The following is a 19,162-nucleotide window of genomic DNA, read 5'->3' as shown; positions in this document are numbered from 1 at the left end:
TTCGTATCAATCAGTCCGCGCAGGCTTTGCCGCCAGCGGAAATATCTCGGTCTTTCAGCAGTAGATGCATGCCAGAGCTTTTGGCCTGCGTGCAGATCTCGTCCCAGTCCAGCTTTGCGTCTGTGTATTCGACTGCCAGCACGTCTTTGCCCGCATCCAGATAGGGTTGCGCTTCTTCACAAAAATCGTACTCGAAGCACTGCTCGATCAGCAGAAAGTCCATGCGCTGGACGAGGTCGGGTATAAGGTCCGGCGCGTTTTTCTGTGCTATGGTCAGGCCCTTGCCATGCGCATAGTCCGCGAGCGCGCCGACATAGCTCAGCGCATCTTGCTTGGTGATGTCAAACCCGGTTTCGTTCTCGAATAGGTCGATATTGTCGGCCTCCACGCCCACGAACCCCATCGACGCGCAGCGATCTATGCGTGCGGTCATGATGTCGAACACTGCAGGTTTGCGGATGTCGACGAACACCTCGTCCGGCCAGTCGCCCAATGCCTGTCCCAGCACCTCAACAGGAAAGGCCGTTGCATCATCGCGATACGCTTCCTGGCTGCCAACGCTTATGTAGCAAACCGGTGCAATATCGCGGGCTTTGAGTTGCGCTACCTGCTCAGAAGTGACTGCATCCATATCAGTGACCAGCACCGACACCCTTACGGTCAAATCCAATGGCTCTGTCAGTTGCCAATCCCAATAAGCACGTTGCTCCCCCCCGATCACAAATACGGCCAATGGAACTGCGAGAAAGGAAGGGAGTGCTAACATCTGCTATTGCCTCCGAATGGCGAATTGCGAACGCCGCGGGCCGGCGCCGCGTGTCACGACCATGTCGATCAGAACTGCATTCTTGTCGATAGAGTACACCGCGCGACGGGTTTCCGCCGCCAAACCCTTATTCTGCGCTTTCGGGTCGAGAACGGTTTTGGACCGCCAGACGCCATCTTGTTCGGTCGTCTCGGTCAACAAGGCCGCAACATTGCCCCCGCGATCAATCGCCTGATAGCGACAGGTGCCCAGAACCGCGAAGCAATCATGCGGTGCATATCTGGTCACATCCGCGGTAATGTTTGAGCGCGAGGAACGGAACCTGTTATCGGCGGTTAAACCGACCGGCACGAACAGCTGATTGCCTTTGGCGCGAACTGTGGTCTTGCCCAACGCCTCAGAGATCACCGCCGCGATATCTTCAAGTTTCTCAGCCTCTGGCAAGGTCAGAACCAACTGCCCGTTATAAGTGTAGCGATTGCCACTGCGCTTGCGCGATGTCAGGGACATTACCGCAGGAACAGGGGATTGGTCGCTTGTCAGCGAGAACCGATACGTCACACCCGAGGGTGGCCGGACTGCATCCAGATCGACCTCCGCCCCGATGCCGGAACGTATGGTCACCTCGCTTTGGGGCGCGGCGCAGCCGGTAAGGGCAAACCCTGCCAGCACCATAAGAAGTCTGACTGTCCTCACCCGACGATCTCCGCCGTTTCGACGACTGCGTGGAACAAGACATTCGCCCCTGCTTCGGCCCATTGCGGGCTAATCTCTTCGGCCTCGTTGTGGCTGAGCCCATCCACGCACGGGCACATCACCATGGCTGTCGGAGCCACACGGTTGATCCAACAGGCGTCATGCCCTGCGCCGGAGATCAGGTTCATATGGGAATAGCCAAGCCGCTCCGCCGCGTTCCGAATAGCGCTGACGCATCCCTCATCGAATGCAACAGGATCGAAACCACCGACCTTTTCCAGCTCTATTCCCAGCCCCATTTCATCGCAGATAATCTGCGCTCCTTTGGCCAAGCGCTGTTCCATGTCTTCGATGACCGACAGATCGGGAGAGCGGAAATCTACGGTAAACACCACCTTGCCCGGGATCACATTGCGCGAGTTCGGGTAAACATCAATATGCCCCGCCGCGCCGACTGCATGCGGCGCGTGCGACCAAGCAATCTCGTCCACAAGCTCCAGAATCCGCGCCATACCGAGACCGGCATTTTTGCGCATGGGCATCGGGGTTGATCCGGTGTGGCTGTCCTTGCCGGTAATTGTCACCTGCGTCCAGCTTAAGCCTTGGCCATGCGTGACGACGCCAATCTCTTTGTCTTCCGCTTCAAGAATGGGGCCCTGCTCGATGTGCAATTCGAAGAAGGCGTGCATCCTGCGCGCGCCGACCTCTTCCTCTCCACGCCAGCCGATCCGCTTTAGCTCATCGCCAAAGGTTTTGCCTTCGGCGTCCGTACGATCATAAGCCCAATCCTGTGTATGAATACCTGCGAAGACGCCAGAAGACAGCATTGCAGGAGCGTAGCGTGTCCCCTCCTCGTTGGTGAAGTTGGTGACCACAATCGGGTGCTTCGTCTTGATGTTCAGGTCATTGAGGGAGCGAATAATCTCCAGCCCGCCCAAGACGCCAAGGACGCCGTCATATTTCCCGCCAGTCGGTTGGGTATCGAGATGGGAGCCGACATAGACCGGCAACGCGTCTGGGTCCGCCCCCTCGCGACGCGCGAACATGTTGCCCATTTGATCAAGACCCATTGTGCATCCCGCCGCCTCGCACCATGATTGAAACAGCGCGCGCCCTTCAGCATCTTCGTCGGTCAGCGTCTGGCGGTTGTTCCCACCTGCAACGCCCGGACCGATCTTCGCCATCTCCATCAGGCTGTCCCACAGCCGTGCGCCATCAATTTTTAAATTCTCGCCAGGTGCAGCCATAATTTCCCCCAGTATTTGACCAGTCGGTCAAAGTGAGGCTACCAGTGGTCATGGGGCTGTCAAGGATTCCCCTCGGAAAAACCGCCGCACCGCGCGGCAAGTGCTAATGAAAGAGGCATTCTCTATGCCAGACGGAACTGAAGCCGAGCGGCCCCGGACCCGCATCCAGCAACGCAACCGCGATCTCATCCTTGAGGCGGCGCTTGAGGTGTTCTCGACCCATGGTTTCCGCGGAGCAACGCTTGACCAGATCGCAACCGAAGCCGGGCTGTCGAAGCCGAATTTATTGTACTATTTCCCCTCGAAAGAAGCGATCCACACCGAGCTTCTGTCAGGGCTGATGGACAATTGGCTGGACCCTTTGCGCGAAATGGAACCAGACGGTGACGCGATCACTGAAATATTGGCCTATGTCGATCGCAAGCTGCAAATGAGCAAACTCTATCCCCGTGAAAGTCGGTTGTTCGCAAACGAGATCGTTCAAGGGGCGCCGCGAATTCTGGACGCTTTGCAGGGGGAGCTGAAGCAACTGGTAGACGAAAAAGTTGCCGTTCTGCGCGACTGGACCCATCAAGGCAAAATCGCGCAGGTCCACCCCTACCATCTCATTTTTTCGATCTGGTCTCTCACACAGCACTACGCCGATTTCGACGTTCAGGTGCGCGCGGTGCTCGGCGACGAGGAGCCCTTTGACGAAGCTCCCGCCTATCTCAGAGAGATTTTTCTTAAGATATTAACGCCCTAGGCGTCACTCCGCCGCGCAAGCACCCGGATTGTTGGGGTGGGTTGTCCAATTGGCGTATTCTTTCTCAACGACCTTTCCAGTGCGGGGATCTACCTCGCCGGGCGACATTGGCACCATGGAGATGCAAGCCTCAATCGGGCAGACATCTACGCAAAGGTTGCAAGCCACGCACTCGGCGTCAATCACCTCGAACACACGGTCGTCTGACATTGAAATCGCTTGGTGCGATGTGTCTTCGCAGGCCGCGTAGCAGCGACCGCACTTGATGCAGGCATCCTGATCGATCTTCGCTTTGGCCACATAGTTGAGGTTCAAATACTGCCAGTCGGTGACGTTTGGCACGGCCATTCCCACGAAGTCTTGGGTTGAAGTGTAGCCCTTCTCGTCCATCCAGTCCGACAGGCCGGAGATCATTTCCTGTACTACCTTGAACCCGTAGGTCATGGCAGCTGTGCAAACCTGAACATTGCCGCAACCCAAAGCCATGAATTCCGCCGCATCGCGCCATGTCGTGACACCGCCAATACCGGAAATTGGCAAGCCGTGAGTTTCCGGATTGCGGGCAATTTCTGACACCATCGACATCGCGATCGGTTTGACTGCCGGACCGCAGTAACCGCCATGCGAGCCTTTGCCGTCGATGCTCGGCTCGGGGCTCATGCTGTCGAGATTGACCGACGTGATCGAATTGATGGTGTTAATCAACGACACCGCATCCGCCCCGCCCCGCATTGCCGCCGCGGCGGGTTTGCGCACGTCGGTGATGTTCGGCGTCAGCTTCACGATGACCGGTTTGGAGTAATATTGCTTACACCAGCGGGTCACCATTTCGATGTATTCGGGCACTTGGCCAACAGCCGCGCCCATGCCGCGTTCCGACATGCCGTGCGGACAGCCGAAGTTCAATTCGATCCCGTCGGCGCCGGTGTCTTCAACACGCGGCAGGATGTCTTTCCATGCCTGTTCTTCGCATGGGACCATCAAAGACACGATGATGGCACGATCGGGATAGTCGGCTTTGACGCGCTTGATTTCTTCGAGATTGACCTCAAGCGGCCGGTCGGTGATCAGCTCAATATTGTTAAGCCCCAATAGGCGACGATCGGCCCCGTAGATCGCGCCATAGCGCGGTCCGTTGACGTTCACGACCGGTGGCCCTTCGGAACCGAGTGTTTTCCAGACGACGCCGCCCCACCCTGCCTCGAAAGCGCGGCGGACGTTGTATTCCTTGTCGGTTGGCGGCGCAGACGCCAGCCAGAACGGGTTCGGACTTTTGATGCCCAAGAAGTCTGTGGTGAGATCGGCCATTGTCAAGCCTCCGTTACAGGTAATAGAATTGGTTCCAAGTCTACATTCGCGTCTTCTAATCGCACCCGCGCTGCATTGTAGATGACGTCATCAAAGGTCTTCGGATGTCTTAGCACCACTGCCTCAAATGTAAGTTCCGCATGGCCGCGTGAAACAAGGTCATCAAAACCTTTAGATGCCGTCGGCTTTAACGTCAGATCAGAAACAGTTTTTGCTTCTCCGTCTTTAGCAATTTTCTGTCGCGTGCGAGAAAGCAGTATGGTCTTTCCACGCTCCTCTCGAAGCATCTGCTCTAACGCATGAATGGACTGCCAAACATCGTGCTCAACTGTGCCAGGTGTAGCTTCAGGTTGAACGAAACAAAGCCGTGCAAATGCCGCGGCCTCGACACGCGAGGATTTCTGACGGCGTGCATTGGCTATCAACGTGCGTAGCTTGGCAGGATCAGTTAGTTGTTCTACTTGCGCCAACGCAGATCGCTCGTGGGGGGTGATTTCAGCGCTCATTTCGGTCACCCCATCAAGCTGGAATGAATGTCTTCGGCCGCATCGCGCCCCTCGGCCACCGCTGTCACGGTCAAATCATCGCCGCCGGAAGCGCAATCTCCACCGGCCCAGACGCCTTTGAGCGACGTCGCTCCGGTGGCCGATACCGCGATCTTTCCGCGCTCAAGATCCAATCCATCCGGCACACCTTCCAGAGTTTGGCCGATGGCCTTGAACAGTTGATCTGCCTTCAGGCGGAAGGTTTCGCCCGTGCCCTTCAACTCGTTTCCGCTGGAGGTGGTGTATTCAAACTCGACTTCTGCCACAGATCCGTTGCCATGGACGCTCACCGGTTGGGCGTTGGAAATGATGCGAACGCCCTTGGAGGTCGCCAAGTCCTGCTCGAACCGAGACGCGCCCATCTGGTCCTGACCGCGCCGATACACAATCGTGACATTCTGCGCGCCTAGCAGTTTGGATTGCACGGCGGCGTCGACTGCGGTCATGCCGCCACCAATCACGACAACGTCGCGACCGACCGGGAGGTTGGACCGGTCCGACGTTTGCCGCAATTCAGCGATGAAAGAGACGGCGTCGGATACGCCCTCTCTTTCCTCGCCGGCGGCGCGCAGGGAGTTCACGCCGCTTAACCCAATGGCCAAGAAAACCGCATCATATTCGTTGCGCAATTCATCAAGGCTCAATTCACTTCCAAGCTTTTGGCCCCGCTCGATTGTGATCCCGCCGATCTGGAGCAGCCAGTCGACCTCTTTCGCTGCGAACTCATCGGTGGATTTATAGGCGGCAATGCCAAACTCGTTCAGCCCGCCGGCTTTCGCGCGCGCGTCAAACACAACAACGTCATGGCCCTTCATTGCCAGACGATGCGCACAGGATAGCCCTGCGGGCCCTGCCCCGACGACGGCCACGCTTTTGCCTGTCGAGACTGCGCGGGCGAACGGGTGAATGCCCTTATCCATCAACGTATCAGTCGCAAAGCGTTGCAGACGCCCGATCTCAACAGGTTTGCCTTCCGCAGCCTCACGAACGCAGGCTTGTTCGCAAAGCGTTTCGGTGGGGCAAACACGGGCGCACATGCCGCCTAGAATGTTTTGGCTCAGGATGGTCTTTGCCGCAGCCTCCGGCGTGCCGGTCTGAATCTGGCGAATGAACAAAGGAATGTCGATGTCTGTCGGACACGCGGTAACGCAGGGGGCATCATGGCAGAAATAGCAACGGTCGGAGGCCACGGCCGCCTCGTGCGGGGCATAGGCCGGATGCAGATCGTCAAAGTTATCTGACAAGGTCTCGGCGCTCAATCGGCCGGATACGATACCGGGGGTCAGTGGCGTGGCGTCGGGCATGATCTCTCCAAGTTGCGTCAACCTACTCGGAAAGAGTGCCACAGTTTGAAATTTTATCAACTGGTAAAATTTCAGCAGTTTAAAAACTTTTACAGATTGAAATCTCCACTTGGGCCGCGATCCAGCCGCCAACAGAACTCCGGCCCATCCTGCGGGAAGAGGGTCGTCACAAGCGGATCGTGACCCGGAATGATAAGCGACCGGTCAGACGCCAGTTCATGCAAACGAGCAAACCCATCGAGCATGTTTTGAAGGTCAACTACAATGGGGAACGGCTTATTTTCAAACACATTTTCATAAAAATGCGTTGCATCCGAGGCAAGGCAGAGCCAGCCGGCTTCAGTGCGCACTCTTACGGCCTGAAGCCCTCTGGAATGGCCTCCGAGACAATGCACGGTAACACCTTCCGACACCTCTGCATCGCCATCATGAAAGACACAGCGCCCTTGGAAAACCCGCTTAACCGCTTCGCAGACATGATCGGCAGTGAAGGGCATCTTTAGCGTGTCATGACACATGCAGGGGCCTGTGGCGTAAGCCATTTCAGCCTCTTGCAAGTGAATCGTCGCGTTCGGAAACAGATGCAGCCCCCCCGCATGGTCATAATGCAGATGCGTCACAATCAGCTGGGTGATGTCCTCAGCCTTCAGCCCGATCCCCGCCAGCGCATCGCGCGGGTCGCGCAGAATGGGGCGGCCACGGCGCGTAGCCTCCTCACTGTCATACCCGCAATCGACAAGGATCACCTCAGCTCCGCGCCGAAGCACCCAGATGAAGTAATCCATGGCATGCGGTGCGTCATGGTTGTCGTCAAAAATGAAACTCTCTGCGCGCGTTCGGGAATTCCGGTCCGCATATTTCAGCGCATGAACCTGCCAATCGGTCATTGCTGCACCTGTTGGAAGAACCGCACGTCTTTGCTGACGATCATGCCGTCGATTGCCTTTTGGAACTCGGCGTAATGGGTGCTTGAGGTGTGTGCGTTGAAGGACGCCTCGTCGTCATAAAGCTCATATAGGAAGACCTCCCCTGCCCGTTCCGGGTCCGTGCAGACGTCAAACTGTTTGCACCCCGCTTCGAGTGACAAGGAGGTTTGAGCGTTGCTCAGCATGGCCGGCATGAATTGCGCCAATTGATCGGGCGCGATTTGAAATGTCACTACGACAGCAAACATTGGGCCAACTTCCTCACTTGTTTATTGCATACATTAATGCATACGTTAATGTCATCAGGTACGTCCAGTCTTAGAATGCGGGAAAAATAACGATATGATCAAGACTTTCAAAATTGCGGTGTTCGACGGTGACGGGATCGGCCCCGAGATCATGCGCCCGACCGTGGCTTTGCTTGAAAGCATGGCGTCGCGATCCAGCGCCTACAGTTTCGAATTTGAAACCGTTCCTGCCGGCGCCGCGCATTATGCGCAGCATGGGGAAAGCTTGCCCGAGGCCTCGCTTGCGATTGCGCGGGGCGCTGATGCGATCCTGCTGTCTGCCATGGGACTCCCCTCTGTCCGGTATCCTGACGGAACGGAAATTTCACCCCAGATCGAGATCCGTAAAGCCCTGAAGCTTTATGCGGGCGTCCGACCCGTGCGCATTGCACCCGGCCAGCCGACGCCGCTGGCGTTAAAGGGCGGGCAAGAGGTCGATTTTGTGCTGATCCGCGAAAGCACCGAAGGCCTGTTTCACTCCCAGGGTAGCCGCGATGTGCGCGATGATCAGGCCGCATACGAAACCCTCAAGATCACACGCGAAACATCGGAAAAGCTGTTCCGCTTTGCCTTCGCACTGGCCGAAAGCCGCAAGGCCGCAGGGCGCGGACCGGGAAAAGTCACCTGCGTCGACAAGGCCAACGTCTTTGCCGCCTTTGCCTTCTTCCGCAAGATCTTCGACGAGGAAGCCGCGCGCCATGCAGGTCTGACTTCGGATCACGCCTATGTGGATGCCACCGCTCTTTGGATGGTGGAAAAGCCGTGGATATTCGACGTGATAGTGACCGAAAATATGTTCGGCGACATCCTATCCGATCTGGGCGCGGGCCTCATGGGCGGGCTTGGGCTTGCCCCCTCCGCGGATATCGGGGACGACCACGCGGTGTTCCAGCCCTGTCACGGCTCCGCCCCCGACATTGCAGGCCAAGGGATCGCAAACCCGTTTGCAATGATCCTATCGGCAGCAATGATGCTGGATTGGCTCGGGGCCTCTCACGGGCTTCCGGAAATGATCAACGACGGCAAACGCTTGCGTGAAGCAGTTGAAGCGGCAATTGCCGATCGCAACACTGTGACACGAGATCTTGGCGGCGCGGCAAGCACCGCCGAGGCGGCTGCCGGCATCGCCGCCCGTTTGGTATGAAGGTCGCGTGCCTTGGCGCGGGGTATTTTGCGCAATTCCATTACGATGCGTGGCGGCGGATTGACGGGGTCGATCTTGTCGGCGCATGTGACCGCGACCCTTCCAAGGCCGACGCGACCGGCGCGACGGCCTTTTCCGATTTGGGGGCAATGCTGGACACTGCGAAGCCTGACATTTTGGACATCATCACACCGCCAAGTAGTCATGCTGAAGCGATAGCTCGTGCTGTCAAAGCAGGTGTGAAAGCTATCATCTGTCAGAAGCCCTTTTGCACGTCTTTAGAGGAGGCGCGCACCTCAACTCGACTGACAGCTTCGGCAGGTATCCCACTCATCATTCACGAAAACTTTCGCTTCCAACCGTGGTATCGCGCCGCCAAGGAGGTCTTAGACCAAGGTCGGATCGGCACGCCTCACCAGCTTACATTTCGACTGCGCACGGGTGACGGTCAAGGGCCGCAAGCGTATCTGGATCGACAGCCGTACTTCCAAACTATGCCCAGACTTCTAGTACATGAGACTGGTGTCCATTGGGTTGATACATTCCGCTACCTCTTCGGTCGGCCGACCGCCGTTTATGCCGATCTGCGCCGATTGAACCCCGCCATATCGGGCGAAGATGCGGGCCATATCTTGTTTGACTTCCATGGCGGCCGCCGTGCCTTGTTCGATGGAAACCGACTACTGGATCACGCAGCGCAGAACCAACGCACGACCCTTGGCGAAGGATTGTTCGAAGGCACTGAGGGAACGCTGACGCTAACAGGCGACGGCGGGCTGCATCTTCGCAGATTTGGAGCGATTGACGCTGAAACTGTGCTTGCCCCAAAGAAGTGGGCTGGGTTTGGTGGTGACTGTGTGTTTGCTTTGCAAAAACACGTTGTGGACGCGCTTCAACTGGGCACGCCATTTGAGAACGAAGCGGCGGACTATCTTTTTGTGCTTGAAGTTGAGGCCGCGATCTATCGCTCCGCCGAGATCAAAGCACGGGTGGAGGTTTAAGCATGGCCCGTTCCCAAACCGATCAAGCCCTTTATCAATTGCGCGATATGGTCTTTTCCGGCGAGCTCGCGCCGGGATCAAACCATTTCGAGGCGGATTTGGCGACGCGATTGGGCATGTCACGCACCCCTATCCGTGAGGCGGCGCTGACCATGCAGGCACAGGGATTGGTTAATGTGCAGCCAAGGCGTGGCATCCATATCCGCCCGATTTCTGCGGACGATATGGCCGACATTTATGATGTAATCTGCGAACTTGAGAGCCTCGCCGCTGCACGCGCAGCCGAGCAGAACTATGCAGCAAGCGACCGCGGCGTTGCGCGTCAGTGCATCGAAGACATGGATGCCAGCCTCGCAGCAGAGGATCGCGTCGCATGGGCGCGGGCAGATGATCGGTTTCATGCAGAGCTTGTTCGGCTGGGCGGAAACAAACGGGTTGAAGAAGTCGTCGCGCGCTACACCGATCAAGTACGCCGCGCACGGATGATAACGTTGCAACTGCGTCCGCTGCCAACGCAATCGAACGATGACCACCGCGCGGTGCTGGATGCGATTGCTGCGGGCGATGCCACCACCGCGCGCTGCCTGCACAGATCACATCGCCAGCGCGCTAGGGCCTTGTTGACCGGGCTTATTCACGAGTTCGGTTTGCGCGCTCTTTAGCCCATTCTGACCATCGCATCGGATTTTGGCAGGACTTGCGTCACGCTCCCTTGAGCTTTCGACCTCTGACGCGGCGTGACCGTCCTGCTCCTTAGTTTCCGTTGTTCAGGTTTCCCGGGTCGAACACATTCCCGAATGCTCCGCTGCCACCTGTCGGAGGGTCGATGACGTCAGGCTCCGGTGTGTCCTCTGCCCCCGACAGATTGTCCGGTGCGAAGACGCTGCCAAATGCACCGCTCGGGCTTGGGGCGGGTTGCGCGGAATCTTTTGCGTCATCCCCTGACAGGTTGTTCGGGGCAAACACATTTCCAAAGGCCCCGCTCGTGTTTCCGCCATTGCTCGGAGCAGACGCCGCGGCAGGGGCTTGCTCTGCTGTTTTCTGGCGACGTTCCTCACGCAGCTGCTCAATACGGCGCTGCGTCTCGATCTGCTTGGCTTCGCGGACTTGAATTTTGCAAGCCTCGGGGCTGTATTTCTGGGCCGTACCAACCAAAACAATCACAACGAAGGCCAGCAAAACCAGCAGGATCGCCGCCGGATTTCCAGTCATAAAGCTGGGCAAGACTGAACCGCTGTGCTCTTTGGCTTTGCCCTGTTGGACCGCGAGCCTGCGCGCTTTATTACGCTGGGCGGCCTCAAAGGCCAGTGCAGCAAAAATGGTCAAGATGATGATGATGAATGCCAAAGACGAGATCGAAGGGTTGATCCCCAACCGGACCTTTTGCGCCAGAACGGTGGTCAACGTCTTGTAGTCAATGATGGTGAAAGTGGTGGTGTTGTAGTTCTCGAACGAGGCGAGGAATGCCAGAACGGACGCCGAGGCGATGGCGGGGCGCATAAACGGCAAGAGGATTTTGCGAAACGCCTGCGTGTGCGTCGCGCCCAAATCCAGAGCCGCTTCAGTCAGGTCGGGGTCGAACCTTTGAAGACGGGCCACAAAGACCAGCATCGCGTAGGAGGCAATGAATGACGATTGCCCGAGGATGGTCAGGAATATCCCGTTATGGAACAGCTCATGCAGGAACGACCCGTCGCTCGCCCCCAAGAAGCCCCCTACCCGATCCCAAAAGACCAGTGTCGAGATGCCCAAAACCACGCCCGGAATAAGGATCGGTGCGATGATCATTGTGTAATATGTGGACCGCAGCTTCGGCCAGACCTGCGTGAGTACGATTGACGCTGCCAGTCCCATCGAGACTGAGAGGATCACTGTGCCGAAACCTATGATAATGCTATAATAAATCCCGTCCCGAATGTGCTTGTCGTTGAACAGCACGTCGAACCATTCGAAGGTGAAACAGGCCCAAGGTGAGACGGACGGAAAATCTGACGAGTTGAAAGCGGTCAAGCTCATCACCACCAGCGGCCCCAGAAGGTAGCTGAAGAAAATCAGTAGATACGCCCCGAGTGCTATGCGAATGACATTGGCGGAGCTCATTTACCGATGTCCCCCATGTTCACTTTGAAGATTTTCATAACCGTAAGAACAATGGTAATCGTGGAGGCCAGCAGAACAATCGCATAGGCCGCACCTTGCTGCCAATTCAGCGAGTCGTTGAACCATTGATACACAAGCTGCGTGAACCAAAGACTGCTAGGCCCACCCAAGATTTGCGGTGCCGCCAGTGCGCCAGCCGATAGCATGAAGACCATCGTAGCGCCCGACACGATACCGGGTTTGGCGTGGGGGATGACAATACGGCGATGGATACGAACCCAACTGGCCCCCATGTCACGCGCCGCCTCGATCTGATTGCGATCCAGACTTTCGATGACGTTATACATCGGGAACAGCATCAACAGGATGTAGGCGTAACCCAGACCCGCGTAGAGCGCGATGTCCTGGCGGATAAAGTCAATCGGCTCGCTCGTAAGGTGCAGAAACATGAGCGCCTCGTTCAGCAAGCCACTGTCGCCAAAGATAATCCTGAGCGCAAAAGCCCGCAGAATTTCGTTAATCCAATATGGAATGATCAAGAGCACAACCAGCAACCGTACAAGACCCGACCCTTTGGATTGCCCCAAGAAATAGGCAAGCGGGTAGCACAAGAAGATATTGAAGATTGTCACCAGCATCGCGGCGAAAATGGTGCGCACGAACACCTTAAGATCGACCGTGTTATAGGTTTGATGTGATGCGTCGGAACCATATAGCAAATACTGGTAATTGCTTATGGTATACACGTCTTTTGGACCTCCTATCTCGGCGGGAGGCAGGTTGTACCGAAAGGAATAATCCAGCATCGACAGCTGTGGCAGAATGATCAGAAAGATCAGCCAGAAGGACACCAGCCCTATCAGCACACTCCCCATCACCACGCCATTGGTGCGGAAAAAGTCAGTGAAGATCATTTTCTTTTTCATCAGCGCCTACTCCGACGCCAATTCGCCCGCAGGCATAGCAACCGCGTTCGACGCATCATAGCGGAGCGACAGGTTCTCACCCTTTACCGAAATGCGATCCTGCCCAAGGTTGGGAATAGACATTTTGATCTGCTTGCCGCCGTCGCCTTCAAGGAAGACGCTGAAAGAGTTGCCCTCGAACTCCTCGTTCATGACGTTCGCGGATATCCGTGTTTGGCTTTCTGCATCCGCTGGTGCAAGCTCCAGCGCTTCGGGACGGATGAACATCATAGCGTCGTCGCCGACAGAAAGTTTGCCGATTTGGGCGGGCGTAATGCGTGACAGCAAGTCGCCAGAACGGTTTGTGGTGATAACAGCATGATTGCCACTGATTGATTTAACCTTGCCGCGAAACACGTTGTTTTCGCCGACAAAAGACGCCACGAACGGCGTTGCAGGATCGTCGTATATGTGGTGCCCAGTGTCGATCTGATCGATCACACCAGCTTTCATAACCGCAACATTGTCGGACATGGTCAAAGCCTCACCCTGATCGTGGGTGATATAGATAAAGGTGATCCCGACGCGTTGTTGGATCTCGCGTAATTCGGTGCGCATATGCTGGCGAAGCTTCAGATCAAGCGCTGAAAGTGGCTCGTCCAGCAGCAGCACATCCGGGTTTGCACAAAGTGCGCGCGCGATGGCGACCCGTTGCTTTTGTCCGCCTGATAGCTCGCTTGGCAGTTTATCACCCTGCCCGGTGAGAGCGATCATATCCAACAGCTCGTCCGCCCGTCTGCGACGTTCGCCCGCGCTCGCGCCTGCAACCTCCATCGAAAACGCAATGTTCTCCCAAACCTTCATCAATGGAAACAAGGCCAAGTTCTGGAAGATCAGCGCTGTGGGGCGCTTGTTCGGCCCAATCCCTGCCATGTCATTGCCGCCGATGAGCACTCGGCCCTCGCTGGGTTCGAGGAAGCCCGAAACCGCGCGCAGGATCGTAGTTTTGCCGCAGCCTGATGGCCCTAGAAAAGAGAAGAAGTCGCCGCCATTGATGCTGACATTGGCGTCTCTCACCGCTGTAAAATCGCCAAATCTGATCGTGATATTCTCAAGATCTACCGCAACACCAGAACTCATGTCGTTTCCCCGTTCTTATCATATCCGAACATTATGGCTCGTTCGTGATCGTTCTCTCTGCCATCTCGCCCGGCCGCGTCCCATGCGGCCGGGCAAAATGTCGTCATTTAGGCACTTTGGAACTTGTTCACAAATTCCGTGCGCACGTCGGCATACCAAGGTGCCTCTGCTGGCCAAGCGTTGAGTTTGGCCAAGGCATCGCCCGGATAGGCTTCTGCAAAGTTCTTCGCATAGGCTTCGCCTGCCAGCTTGTCTGCGCCTAGGATCGGCGAGTTGTAGCCGTGCTTGTCAATCGCGGGGCCTGCGTTCTTCGGATCGAATGCGAATTTGATCAACTCATAGGCTTGATCAATGTTCTTCGCCCCTTTTGGCATCGACAAACCATCAACCCACGCCATCGCGCCTTCAGCCGGCGCTTGGTACGTCACAGGCTCGCCCGCGGTTTTGAGCGCCAGCGGCGGCCCGTCCCAAGTTTGCCCAACGACAACGCCGTCATTCAACAGGCCGTTTTTCTGGGTGTCCGCGTCGTTCCAGATCAGTTTGAGGTTCTTCTTCCGTGCGATACACCAATCGGCGATCATGCCCCAGGTTTTGCGCATGTTCTCTTCTGACTCGTAGGCCGCCCAAACAGAGCCGGGGTCCATTTCACCCGATGCTTCCATGTAGAGTCCTGCGCACAGCATTCCGGAGTGGGCACGAATCATGGTTTTGCCCGCGTTCTCCTCGGACCAGATTTCGCCATAGCTTGGAACGCCGGACGCATCCGCGGGTGCCCACTTGTCCACGCGCCACGACATGCCCTCGGTGCCCCAAATATGAGGAATCCATGTGTTGCCGCCGAAGTCCCATGCGTCAGGGCCGATTTTAGCCATCGCAGGGTTCGCAGCCTCAATCGGGATGCGGGACATGTCGAACGGTTGCAGTAGTTCCAGCGGGCCCCATTGCAATGAGCGGTTGTTGGTCGGCCCGATCAGGTCCGCGCCTGCCCCTTGCGACGCTTTCATCTTGTTGATCAGCTCTTCGTTGGAGCCGATGCCGATGTAATTCACCTTGATCCCGGTCTCTTCGGTGAACTTAGCCAGCATTTCGTCGGGCCAGTAATCGGACCAATCCATCAGCGTCATCTCGCCGGATGTCGCGAAGGCCTTCGATACCAAAGCGGGCGATGCCAAGGCCGCGACGCCGGCGACAGCGCCCGATTTGAGAACCGCGCGGCGGCTCAGAGTGTTGCAAGTTTTCGTCATGAAGTTACTCCCTCCTGGAGGTTGTCGGCACAACGTCATGTTGTGCACTCTTGAAAAATACCGACCCTCTTATTCTCGGGGTCTTCAATGCTCATCGGACCTTTAAAGTCTCTTTGTAACATCTCGACTTACGCACAGGCTGAACATGTCTGCACAACTAGGCGTAGCCTTCACCTAAGTTACCTGAAGCGGTATGTTCCTTTGCATCTCGGCCTCAGTCAATCACGCGCGTCCGAGACTCTGAACTCAATGTCCCCGCCTCCGACAGTCGACGCTATTTTACTCATCGGCACAAGGACTCGGCGTTCTGGACGGGCACTTAATGCACAGCTCCAGATCTCATTTCCGTCCTGCGCGGCAATCAGACGTCCGCTGACAGGTTGCGTAACCCTCAGTTGGAACGTGCCCATGCCTGCGGCTGGATCAGACAGGCAAAGCCTTTGTGGCATGATGAATTTCAATCGATCATCTTGCGTGCTGACGGTGATGCAACGGTCCGGCATAGGAAGCTTCCCCGCAAGATCAGCAGCGACCCACTGCCCTGTCCTTTGACCTTCTGCCCAGCTCCATCCTGCCGTTTCAACAGGGCGCAACAGGTTTCCAGTCGCAAAGTATGCACGATCCGACGTGCGACCCCATTGATCGACCAGAGGCCCGCCGGTCGTTGCATCGACCTCAAGGTGGCCGCACCGCGCAAGTGTTGCGTCGGGCGTGAACTGCCCGCTAAAGATCACCCCGTCGCAGTTAAGGCGTCTCGTTGTTCCGTGCGGGCATTGAAGCAATACCGCTTCCACCTGTGCTTCGCCTTCGATTCCGACCAATTTCATGCCGGTGAAAACCGGTATTCCTTGCAGTTTTGGCAGAAGTGAACTGGGCCACCGAGCAGTGATGCGGTCGCTTTGCTCGACCATTGCGACGGGCTTAACCCCAGCTGCGCGACAAGTCAGAATAGCTGAGAATGCCACCAGTTCGCTACCGATGATCACTGGGCGTTTAAAAGGACGGACCCCTTTCAAATGCACCATAGATTGCAACGCACCTGTGTTCACCACCCCTGCAACGCGCGCACCTGAGACCAGACGCGCAGATCGCGGCGCCTCGCGAACGCCTGTCGCAAGGACAACTCTTTTGGCGCTCAGCTCCACCACGCCTTCAGGGGCAGCGACAAGGAGTTTGCCGTCACGGCGCGCCTCGACCACCGTTGTCATCGTCGAAATTTCTACGCCGGCATCTTTGGCAGCACGCACAAGGCGGGCAGCATAGGCTGGCCCCTTTAGGATCCGCTTGAACTCGCGAAGACCATAGGGCGAATGCGCGCAATGACGCGGGATGCCGCCCGCTCCACCCTCGCGTTCCAGAACAACGACGCGATTTACACCGGCTTTTTTGAGTTCAGTGGCCGCGGCCAGACCTGAGGGACCACTGCCAATGACGGCCACATCAATCGGCGGTCCGTCACCCAGCTTATTGCTGTTCATTTCGTAAACCTTCGTAATCGTCAAATTTCTCAGCCAAGGGCCGCTCGAAATGACCACTGGTCAGTTCCGCCAGACGCGCCGCACAGTAGAAGCCCTGGCATCGCCCCATCGTCGCGCGGGTTTGGCGTTTCAACCCGTCTATCGATCTCGCCCGCAACGGCCCCGACAACGCTGTTTCAATTTCGCGCTTGGTGACCAGCTCGCAGTGGCAGACCACTTCGCCACCCGTGCCACGGGTCCAGTCGCGCGCAGCCCCCTCGGCCAGCTGATTTGCTTGCGGAGTGGCCGGATTGGCCAACGGCTCGTGGGACCGGCCCATTTCGCTGTAAAGGCGATAGACGTATTGCGCGATGCCCAAAGCCCCGCTTAGTCCAGTAGACCGGATGCCACCGACTGTGATCCAGTTTCGATCAGACTTGGGCAAAATCTGGTAGTCATTGTTTTCGGTCGCGGGTCGCAACCCCGCGTAAGTGGCGGTGACCGGCATATCTTTCAAAGCAGGAACCTTGGTGACCGCATCAGCGATCAAGGCTTTCAAGGTCTGCTCATCTGTTGTTGTATCTGTGCGGCTTCGCTGCTCCTCCGCTGTCGGACCGACCGCAAGGTTGCCGAACACTGTCCGGAACAACACAATTCCTTTGGTGGTCTTGGAGGGCACCGGAAGAATGATCGAAGACAGCAATTTGCTGGCTGCTTTGTCGAAGACAACAAACTGCCCTTTGCGTGGCTTGATCGTAAAATCGGATGCGCCAAGCAGTGCCTGATCAACAAGGTCGCCATACAGGCCTGCGCAATTGATCACGACTCGCGCTTCTACCGACCCCATCGTCGTGTCGAGCCGCCAATGCTCGCCATCGAACACGCCACTCGTTACGTCACATGACGTCATAAGATGCGCACCATTTTCAATAGCTTGGTGCAGGTACACATAAGGCGCCGACCACGGATCAATCAGGCTTTCAGTTGGCACAAATGCCGCGCCGAGTGCCTTGTCGCTCAGATTTGGCTCTTGAGCTTTCAAGGTCTCTGCCGACACCAACTCAACATCTGTGATGCCGTTGCGATGGGCCCGCGCTTTAAGGGCTTCCAGCTTGCTCAGGCCAGCCTTTTTCCATGCAACAACATAAGCGCCAGCGTTGTCTTGCACCAAGCCCAACGAGCCGCGGATGTTCTGATATTCCTGATACCCCGCCCGCACACATTCGAGTTCCAAAGACCCTTCGGGCGCGTCAAAACCGGTGTGAAGAATTGCGCTGTTTGCTTTGCTCGCGCCTGCAAGAATATCTGTGGCGCGTTCCAAGATCGCGACACGAGCACCCTCCAATGTGAACCGCCGCGCCATCGCGCATCCAACGACGCCCGCCCCGATCACCACCACATCAAATCGTTTATTCTCTGGCATTTCCGAGCGATTTATTCCAAATTTCCAAGGAGCACTTTGACCAAGTAGGCATTTATTATGACTATTTATTGACTACTTTGATAAAATTGGCGAGCACGACAGTCAACACTCACGAGGCGCAATGAAGAAAACGGCACGGCAATCGAAAATGATCGAGCTTGTTCGCGAAAAGGAGAAAGCGTCGGTCGATGAACTGTCGGCGTTATTGGACATCTCGCCCGAAACCGTGCGCCGCGACCTAAGTCAGCTTTCCAAAGAAGGAAAAATCCATAAGTTTCATGGGGGTGCGACGCTTCCCACTGCGCTCGGCGAGGGGGAATTCCGGCAACGCATGTCCGAAAACGTCGTGGCAAAAACCAAGATTGCGACCACGGCCGCAGGGCTGTTCAAACCCGGCGAGACCCTGCTGATCGACACTGGATCGACTACGCTGTTTTTCGCCGAAGAACTCGCCAAGCGATCGGGCCTCACAGTCATTACCAACTCTGCCCAGATCGCGCGGGCGATCAGCCAAGGCGCGGGCGACAACCGCGTGTTTCTTGTCGGGGGCGAATACAATGCCGACAACAATCAGACCTTCGGTGCAATGGCGGCGACTCAAATTCGCGCCTTCCGCGCCCACCATGCGGTCGTGACCGTTGGCGCAATCGACGCACGGACCGGAGCGATGGATTTCAGTATCGACGAAGCCCAAATCGCTCGGGTGATGATCGAGCAAGCCAGCGAAGTGACGGTGCTCGCCGATGCGAGCAAGTTTGACAAGCTGGCCTCCTTTGAGGTTTGCCCGCTGCCGACCATCGACCGGCTTGTGTGCGACAGGCCGCCACCTAATGATGTGCGGGACGCACTTTGCGCTGCTGGTGGCCAAGTCGTGATCGCAAAGTAATGCCGTCAGTTCCGCAAACGCCCTTTGCCCCTTCACGC

General features: G+C 56.8%; 19 protein-coding genes. 5 read left to right on the top strand and 14 right to left on the bottom strand.

The genetic code is table 11. The annotated features are described in order from the left end of the window. Positions 1-10 precede the first annotated feature (10 nt). From BM352_RS10105 to BM352_RS10095, 3 genes are read right to left on the bottom strand one after another with little or no spacing between them, the layout of a single operon-like run. The gene (locus BM352_RS10105) at positions 11-766 is read right to left on the bottom strand and encodes an endo alpha-1,4 polygalactosaminidase (RefSeq protein ID WP_090216267.1); all 756 of its coding nucleotides are present in this window, start codon (positions 764-766) and stop codon (positions 11-13) included. A gap of 3 nt (positions 767-769) precedes the next feature. Beyond that, the gene (locus BM352_RS10100) at positions 770-1,462 is read right to left on the bottom strand and encodes a hypothetical protein (RefSeq protein WP_139229815.1); all 693 of its coding nucleotides are present in this window, start codon (positions 1,460-1,462) and stop codon (positions 770-772) included. Further along, positions 1,459-2,709 (bottom strand): Zn-dependent hydrolase, encoded by a 1,251-nt coding sequence (locus BM352_RS10095; RefSeq protein ID WP_090216261.1) that lies wholly within the window; start codon positions 2,707-2,709, stop codon positions 1,459-1,461. Before BM352_RS10095 ends, BM352_RS10100 begins: the two co-directional genes overlap by 4 nt. 124 nt (positions 2,710-2,833) lie before the next feature. Here BM352_RS10095 and BM352_RS10090 point away from each other — a divergent pair, with 124 nt between their 5' ends. After that, positions 2,834-3,454, top strand: coding sequence for a TetR family transcriptional regulator C-terminal domain-containing protein (locus BM352_RS10090; protein ID WP_090216256.1), 621 nt, complete (start codon positions 2,834-2,836; stop codon positions 3,452-3,454). A gap of 3 nt (positions 3,455-3,457) precedes the next feature. Here the strand turns inward: BM352_RS10090 and preA are convergent, their stop codons facing one another. From preA to BM352_RS10065, 5 genes are all read right to left on the bottom strand, one after another. Then, entirely contained in the window at positions 3,458-4,762 is a 1,305-nt protein-coding gene (gene preA / locus BM352_RS10085; RefSeq protein WP_090216252.1) for an NAD-dependent dihydropyrimidine dehydrogenase subunit PreA, read from the bottom strand. 2 nt (positions 4,763-4,764) lie between these two features. Further along, positions 4,765-5,268: a hypothetical protein gene (locus tag BM352_RS10080; RefSeq protein ID WP_090216250.1), complete on the bottom strand. Its 504-nt coding sequence runs from the start codon at positions 5,266-5,268 to the stop codon at positions 4,765-4,767. A gap of 5 nt (positions 5,269-5,273) precedes the next feature. Beyond that, complete coding sequence (locus BM352_RS10075; protein WP_090216247.1) at positions 5,274-6,611, bottom strand: NAD(P)-dependent oxidoreductase; 1,338 nt, start codon at positions 6,609-6,611, stop codon at positions 5,274-5,276. An 89-nt stretch (positions 6,612-6,700) separates the two neighbouring features. Next, the gene (locus tag BM352_RS10070; RefSeq protein ID WP_090216244.1) at positions 6,701-7,498 is read right to left on the bottom strand and encodes an N-acyl homoserine lactonase family protein; all 798 of its coding nucleotides are present in this window, start codon (positions 7,496-7,498) and stop codon (positions 6,701-6,703) included. After that, positions 7,495-7,785, bottom strand: coding sequence for a putative quinol monooxygenase (locus tag BM352_RS10065; RefSeq protein WP_090216242.1), 291 nt, complete (start codon positions 7,783-7,785; stop codon positions 7,495-7,497). Before BM352_RS10065 ends, BM352_RS10070 begins: the two co-directional genes overlap by 4 nt. Before the next feature lie 94 nt (positions 7,786-7,879). Here BM352_RS10065 and BM352_RS10060 point away from each other — a divergent pair, with 94 nt between their 5' ends. The 3 genes from BM352_RS10060 to BM352_RS10050 are packed head-to-tail and all read left to right on the top strand — an operon-like array spanning position 7,880 to position 10,631. Continuing rightward, positions 7,880-8,968 (top strand): isocitrate/isopropylmalate dehydrogenase family protein, encoded by a 1,089-nt coding sequence (locus tag BM352_RS10060; protein ID WP_090216239.1) that lies wholly within the window; start codon positions 7,880-7,882, stop codon positions 8,966-8,968. After that, positions 8,965-9,969 (top strand): Gfo/Idh/MocA family protein, encoded by a 1,005-nt coding sequence (locus tag BM352_RS10055; RefSeq protein ID WP_090216236.1) that lies wholly within the window; start codon positions 8,965-8,967, stop codon positions 9,967-9,969. Before BM352_RS10060 ends, BM352_RS10055 begins: the two co-directional genes overlap by 4 nt. A 2-nt stretch (positions 9,970-9,971) precedes the next feature. Then, positions 9,972-10,631, top strand: a complete 660-nt coding sequence (locus BM352_RS10050) for a GntR family transcriptional regulator (RefSeq protein WP_090216234.1) — start codon at positions 9,972-9,974, stop codon at positions 10,629-10,631. A 91-nt stretch (positions 10,632-10,722) separates the two neighbouring features. On the opposite strand, the gene BM352_RS10045 is transcribed toward BM352_RS10050, so the two are convergent. The 6 genes from BM352_RS10045 to BM352_RS10020 all read right to left on the bottom strand — a co-directional run bounded on the left by BM352_RS10045 (position 10,723) and on the right by BM352_RS10020 (position 18,238). Further along, positions 10,723-12,069 carry an ABC transporter permease gene (locus tag BM352_RS10045; protein WP_090216230.1) on the bottom strand — a complete coding sequence of 449 codons (1,347 nt, stop codon included), beginning with the start codon at positions 12,067-12,069 and terminating at the stop codon, positions 10,723-10,725. Further along, on the bottom strand, positions 12,066-12,995 hold the full coding sequence (locus tag BM352_RS10040) for an ABC transporter permease (protein ID WP_245780961.1): 930 nt from the start codon (positions 12,993-12,995) through the stop codon (positions 12,066-12,068). The genes BM352_RS10045 and BM352_RS10040 overlap by 4 nt, the downstream gene beginning before the upstream one ends. A gap of 6 nt (positions 12,996-13,001) precedes the next feature. Continuing rightward, a complete protein-coding gene (locus BM352_RS10035; protein ID WP_090216227.1) occupies positions 13,002-14,114 on the bottom strand; it encodes an ABC transporter ATP-binding protein in 1,113 nt (370 codons plus the stop codon). Between the two features lie 107 nt (positions 14,115-14,221). Continuing rightward, positions 14,222-15,358 (bottom strand): extracellular solute-binding protein, encoded by a 1,137-nt coding sequence (locus BM352_RS10030; protein ID WP_090216224.1) that lies wholly within the window; start codon positions 15,356-15,358, stop codon positions 14,222-14,224. Between the two features lie 218 nt (positions 15,359-15,576). Then, positions 15,577-16,836, bottom strand: a complete 1,260-nt coding sequence (locus BM352_RS10025; RefSeq protein WP_090216220.1) for an NAD(P)/FAD-dependent oxidoreductase — start codon at positions 16,834-16,836, stop codon at positions 15,577-15,579. Further along, a complete protein-coding gene (locus BM352_RS10020) occupies positions 16,823-18,238 on the bottom strand; it encodes an NAD(P)/FAD-dependent oxidoreductase (protein ID WP_090216218.1) in 1,416 nt (471 codons plus the stop codon). The genes BM352_RS10025 and BM352_RS10020 overlap by 14 nt, the downstream gene beginning before the upstream one ends. A 121-nt stretch (positions 18,239-18,359) precedes the next feature. On the opposite strand from BM352_RS10020, the gene BM352_RS10015 reads away from it, so the two are divergent. Next, positions 18,360-19,124, top strand: a complete 765-nt coding sequence (locus BM352_RS10015) for a DeoR/GlpR family DNA-binding transcription regulator (RefSeq protein ID WP_090216215.1) — start codon at positions 18,360-18,362, stop codon at positions 19,122-19,124. The last annotated feature ends 38 nt before the right edge of the window (positions 19,125-19,162 follow it).

It is taken from the genome of Litoreibacter janthinus, assembly GCF_900111945.1.
GTDB classification, from domain to species: domain Bacteria; phylum Pseudomonadota; class Alphaproteobacteria; order Rhodobacterales; family Rhodobacteraceae; genus Litoreibacter; species Litoreibacter janthinus.
The sequence above is the reverse complement of the archived record's forward strand: the minus strand, read 5'-3'. Positions and strand labels throughout refer to the sequence as shown.

Excerpts from the sequence above, each read along its gene's own strand:
- BM352_RS10050 (WP_090216234.1), top strand. The coding sequence starts at position 9,972 with ATGGCCCGTTCCCAAACCGATCAAGCCCTTTATCAATTGCGCGATATG.
- BM352_RS10040 (WP_245780961.1), bottom strand. The coding sequence starts at position 12,995 with ATGAAAAAGAAAATGATCTTCACTGACTTTTTCCGCACCAATGGCGTG.
- BM352_RS10105 (WP_090216267.1), bottom strand. The coding sequence starts at position 766 with ATGTTAGCACTCCCTTCCTTTCTCGCAGTTCCATTGGCCGTATTTGTG.
- BM352_RS10045 (WP_090216230.1), bottom strand. The coding sequence starts at position 12,069 with ATGAGCTCCGCCAATGTCATTCGCATAGCACTCGGGGCGTATCTACTG.
- BM352_RS10025 (WP_090216220.1), bottom strand. The coding sequence starts at position 16,836 with ATGAACAGCAATAAGCTGGGTGACGGACCGCCGATTGATGTGGCCGTC.
- BM352_RS10095 (WP_090216261.1), bottom strand. The coding sequence starts at position 2,709 with ATGGCTGCACCTGGCGAGAATTTAAAAATTGATGGCGCACGGCTGTGG.
- BM352_RS10015 (WP_090216215.1), top strand. The coding sequence starts at position 18,360 with ATGAAGAAAACGGCACGGCAATCGAAAATGATCGAGCTTGTTCGCGAA.
- BM352_RS10070 (WP_090216244.1), bottom strand. The coding sequence starts at position 7,498 with ATGACCGATTGGCAGGTTCATGCGCTGAAATATGCGGACCGGAATTCC.
- BM352_RS10080 (WP_090216250.1), bottom strand. The coding sequence starts at position 5,268 with ATGAGCGCTGAAATCACCCCCCACGAGCGATCTGCGTTGGCGCAAGTA.
- BM352_RS10075 (WP_090216247.1), bottom strand. The coding sequence starts at position 6,611 with ATGCCCGACGCCACGCCACTGACCCCCGGTATCGTATCCGGCCGATTG.
- BM352_RS10030 (WP_090216224.1), bottom strand. The coding sequence starts at position 15,358 with ATGACGAAAACTTGCAACACTCTGAGCCGCCGCGCGGTTCTCAAATCG.
- BM352_RS10020 (WP_090216218.1), bottom strand. The coding sequence starts at position 18,238 with ATGCCAGAGAATAAACGATTTGATGTGGTGGTGATCGGGGCGGGCGTC.
- preA (WP_090216252.1), bottom strand. The coding sequence starts at position 4,762 with ATGGCCGATCTCACCACAGACTTCTTGGGCATCAAAAGTCCGAACCCG.
- BM352_RS10090 (WP_090216256.1), top strand. The coding sequence starts at position 2,834 with ATGCCAGACGGAACTGAAGCCGAGCGGCCCCGGACCCGCATCCAGCAA.
- BM352_RS10035 (WP_090216227.1), bottom strand. The coding sequence starts at position 14,114 with ATGAGTTCTGGTGTTGCGGTAGATCTTGAGAATATCACGATCAGATTT.
- BM352_RS10065 (WP_090216242.1), bottom strand. The coding sequence starts at position 7,785 with ATGTTTGCTGTCGTAGTGACATTTCAAATCGCGCCCGATCAATTGGCG.
- BM352_RS10055 (WP_090216236.1), top strand. The coding sequence starts at position 8,965 with ATGAAGGTCGCGTGCCTTGGCGCGGGGTATTTTGCGCAATTCCATTAC.
- BM352_RS10060 (WP_090216239.1), top strand. The coding sequence starts at position 7,880 with ATGATCAAGACTTTCAAAATTGCGGTGTTCGACGGTGACGGGATCGGC.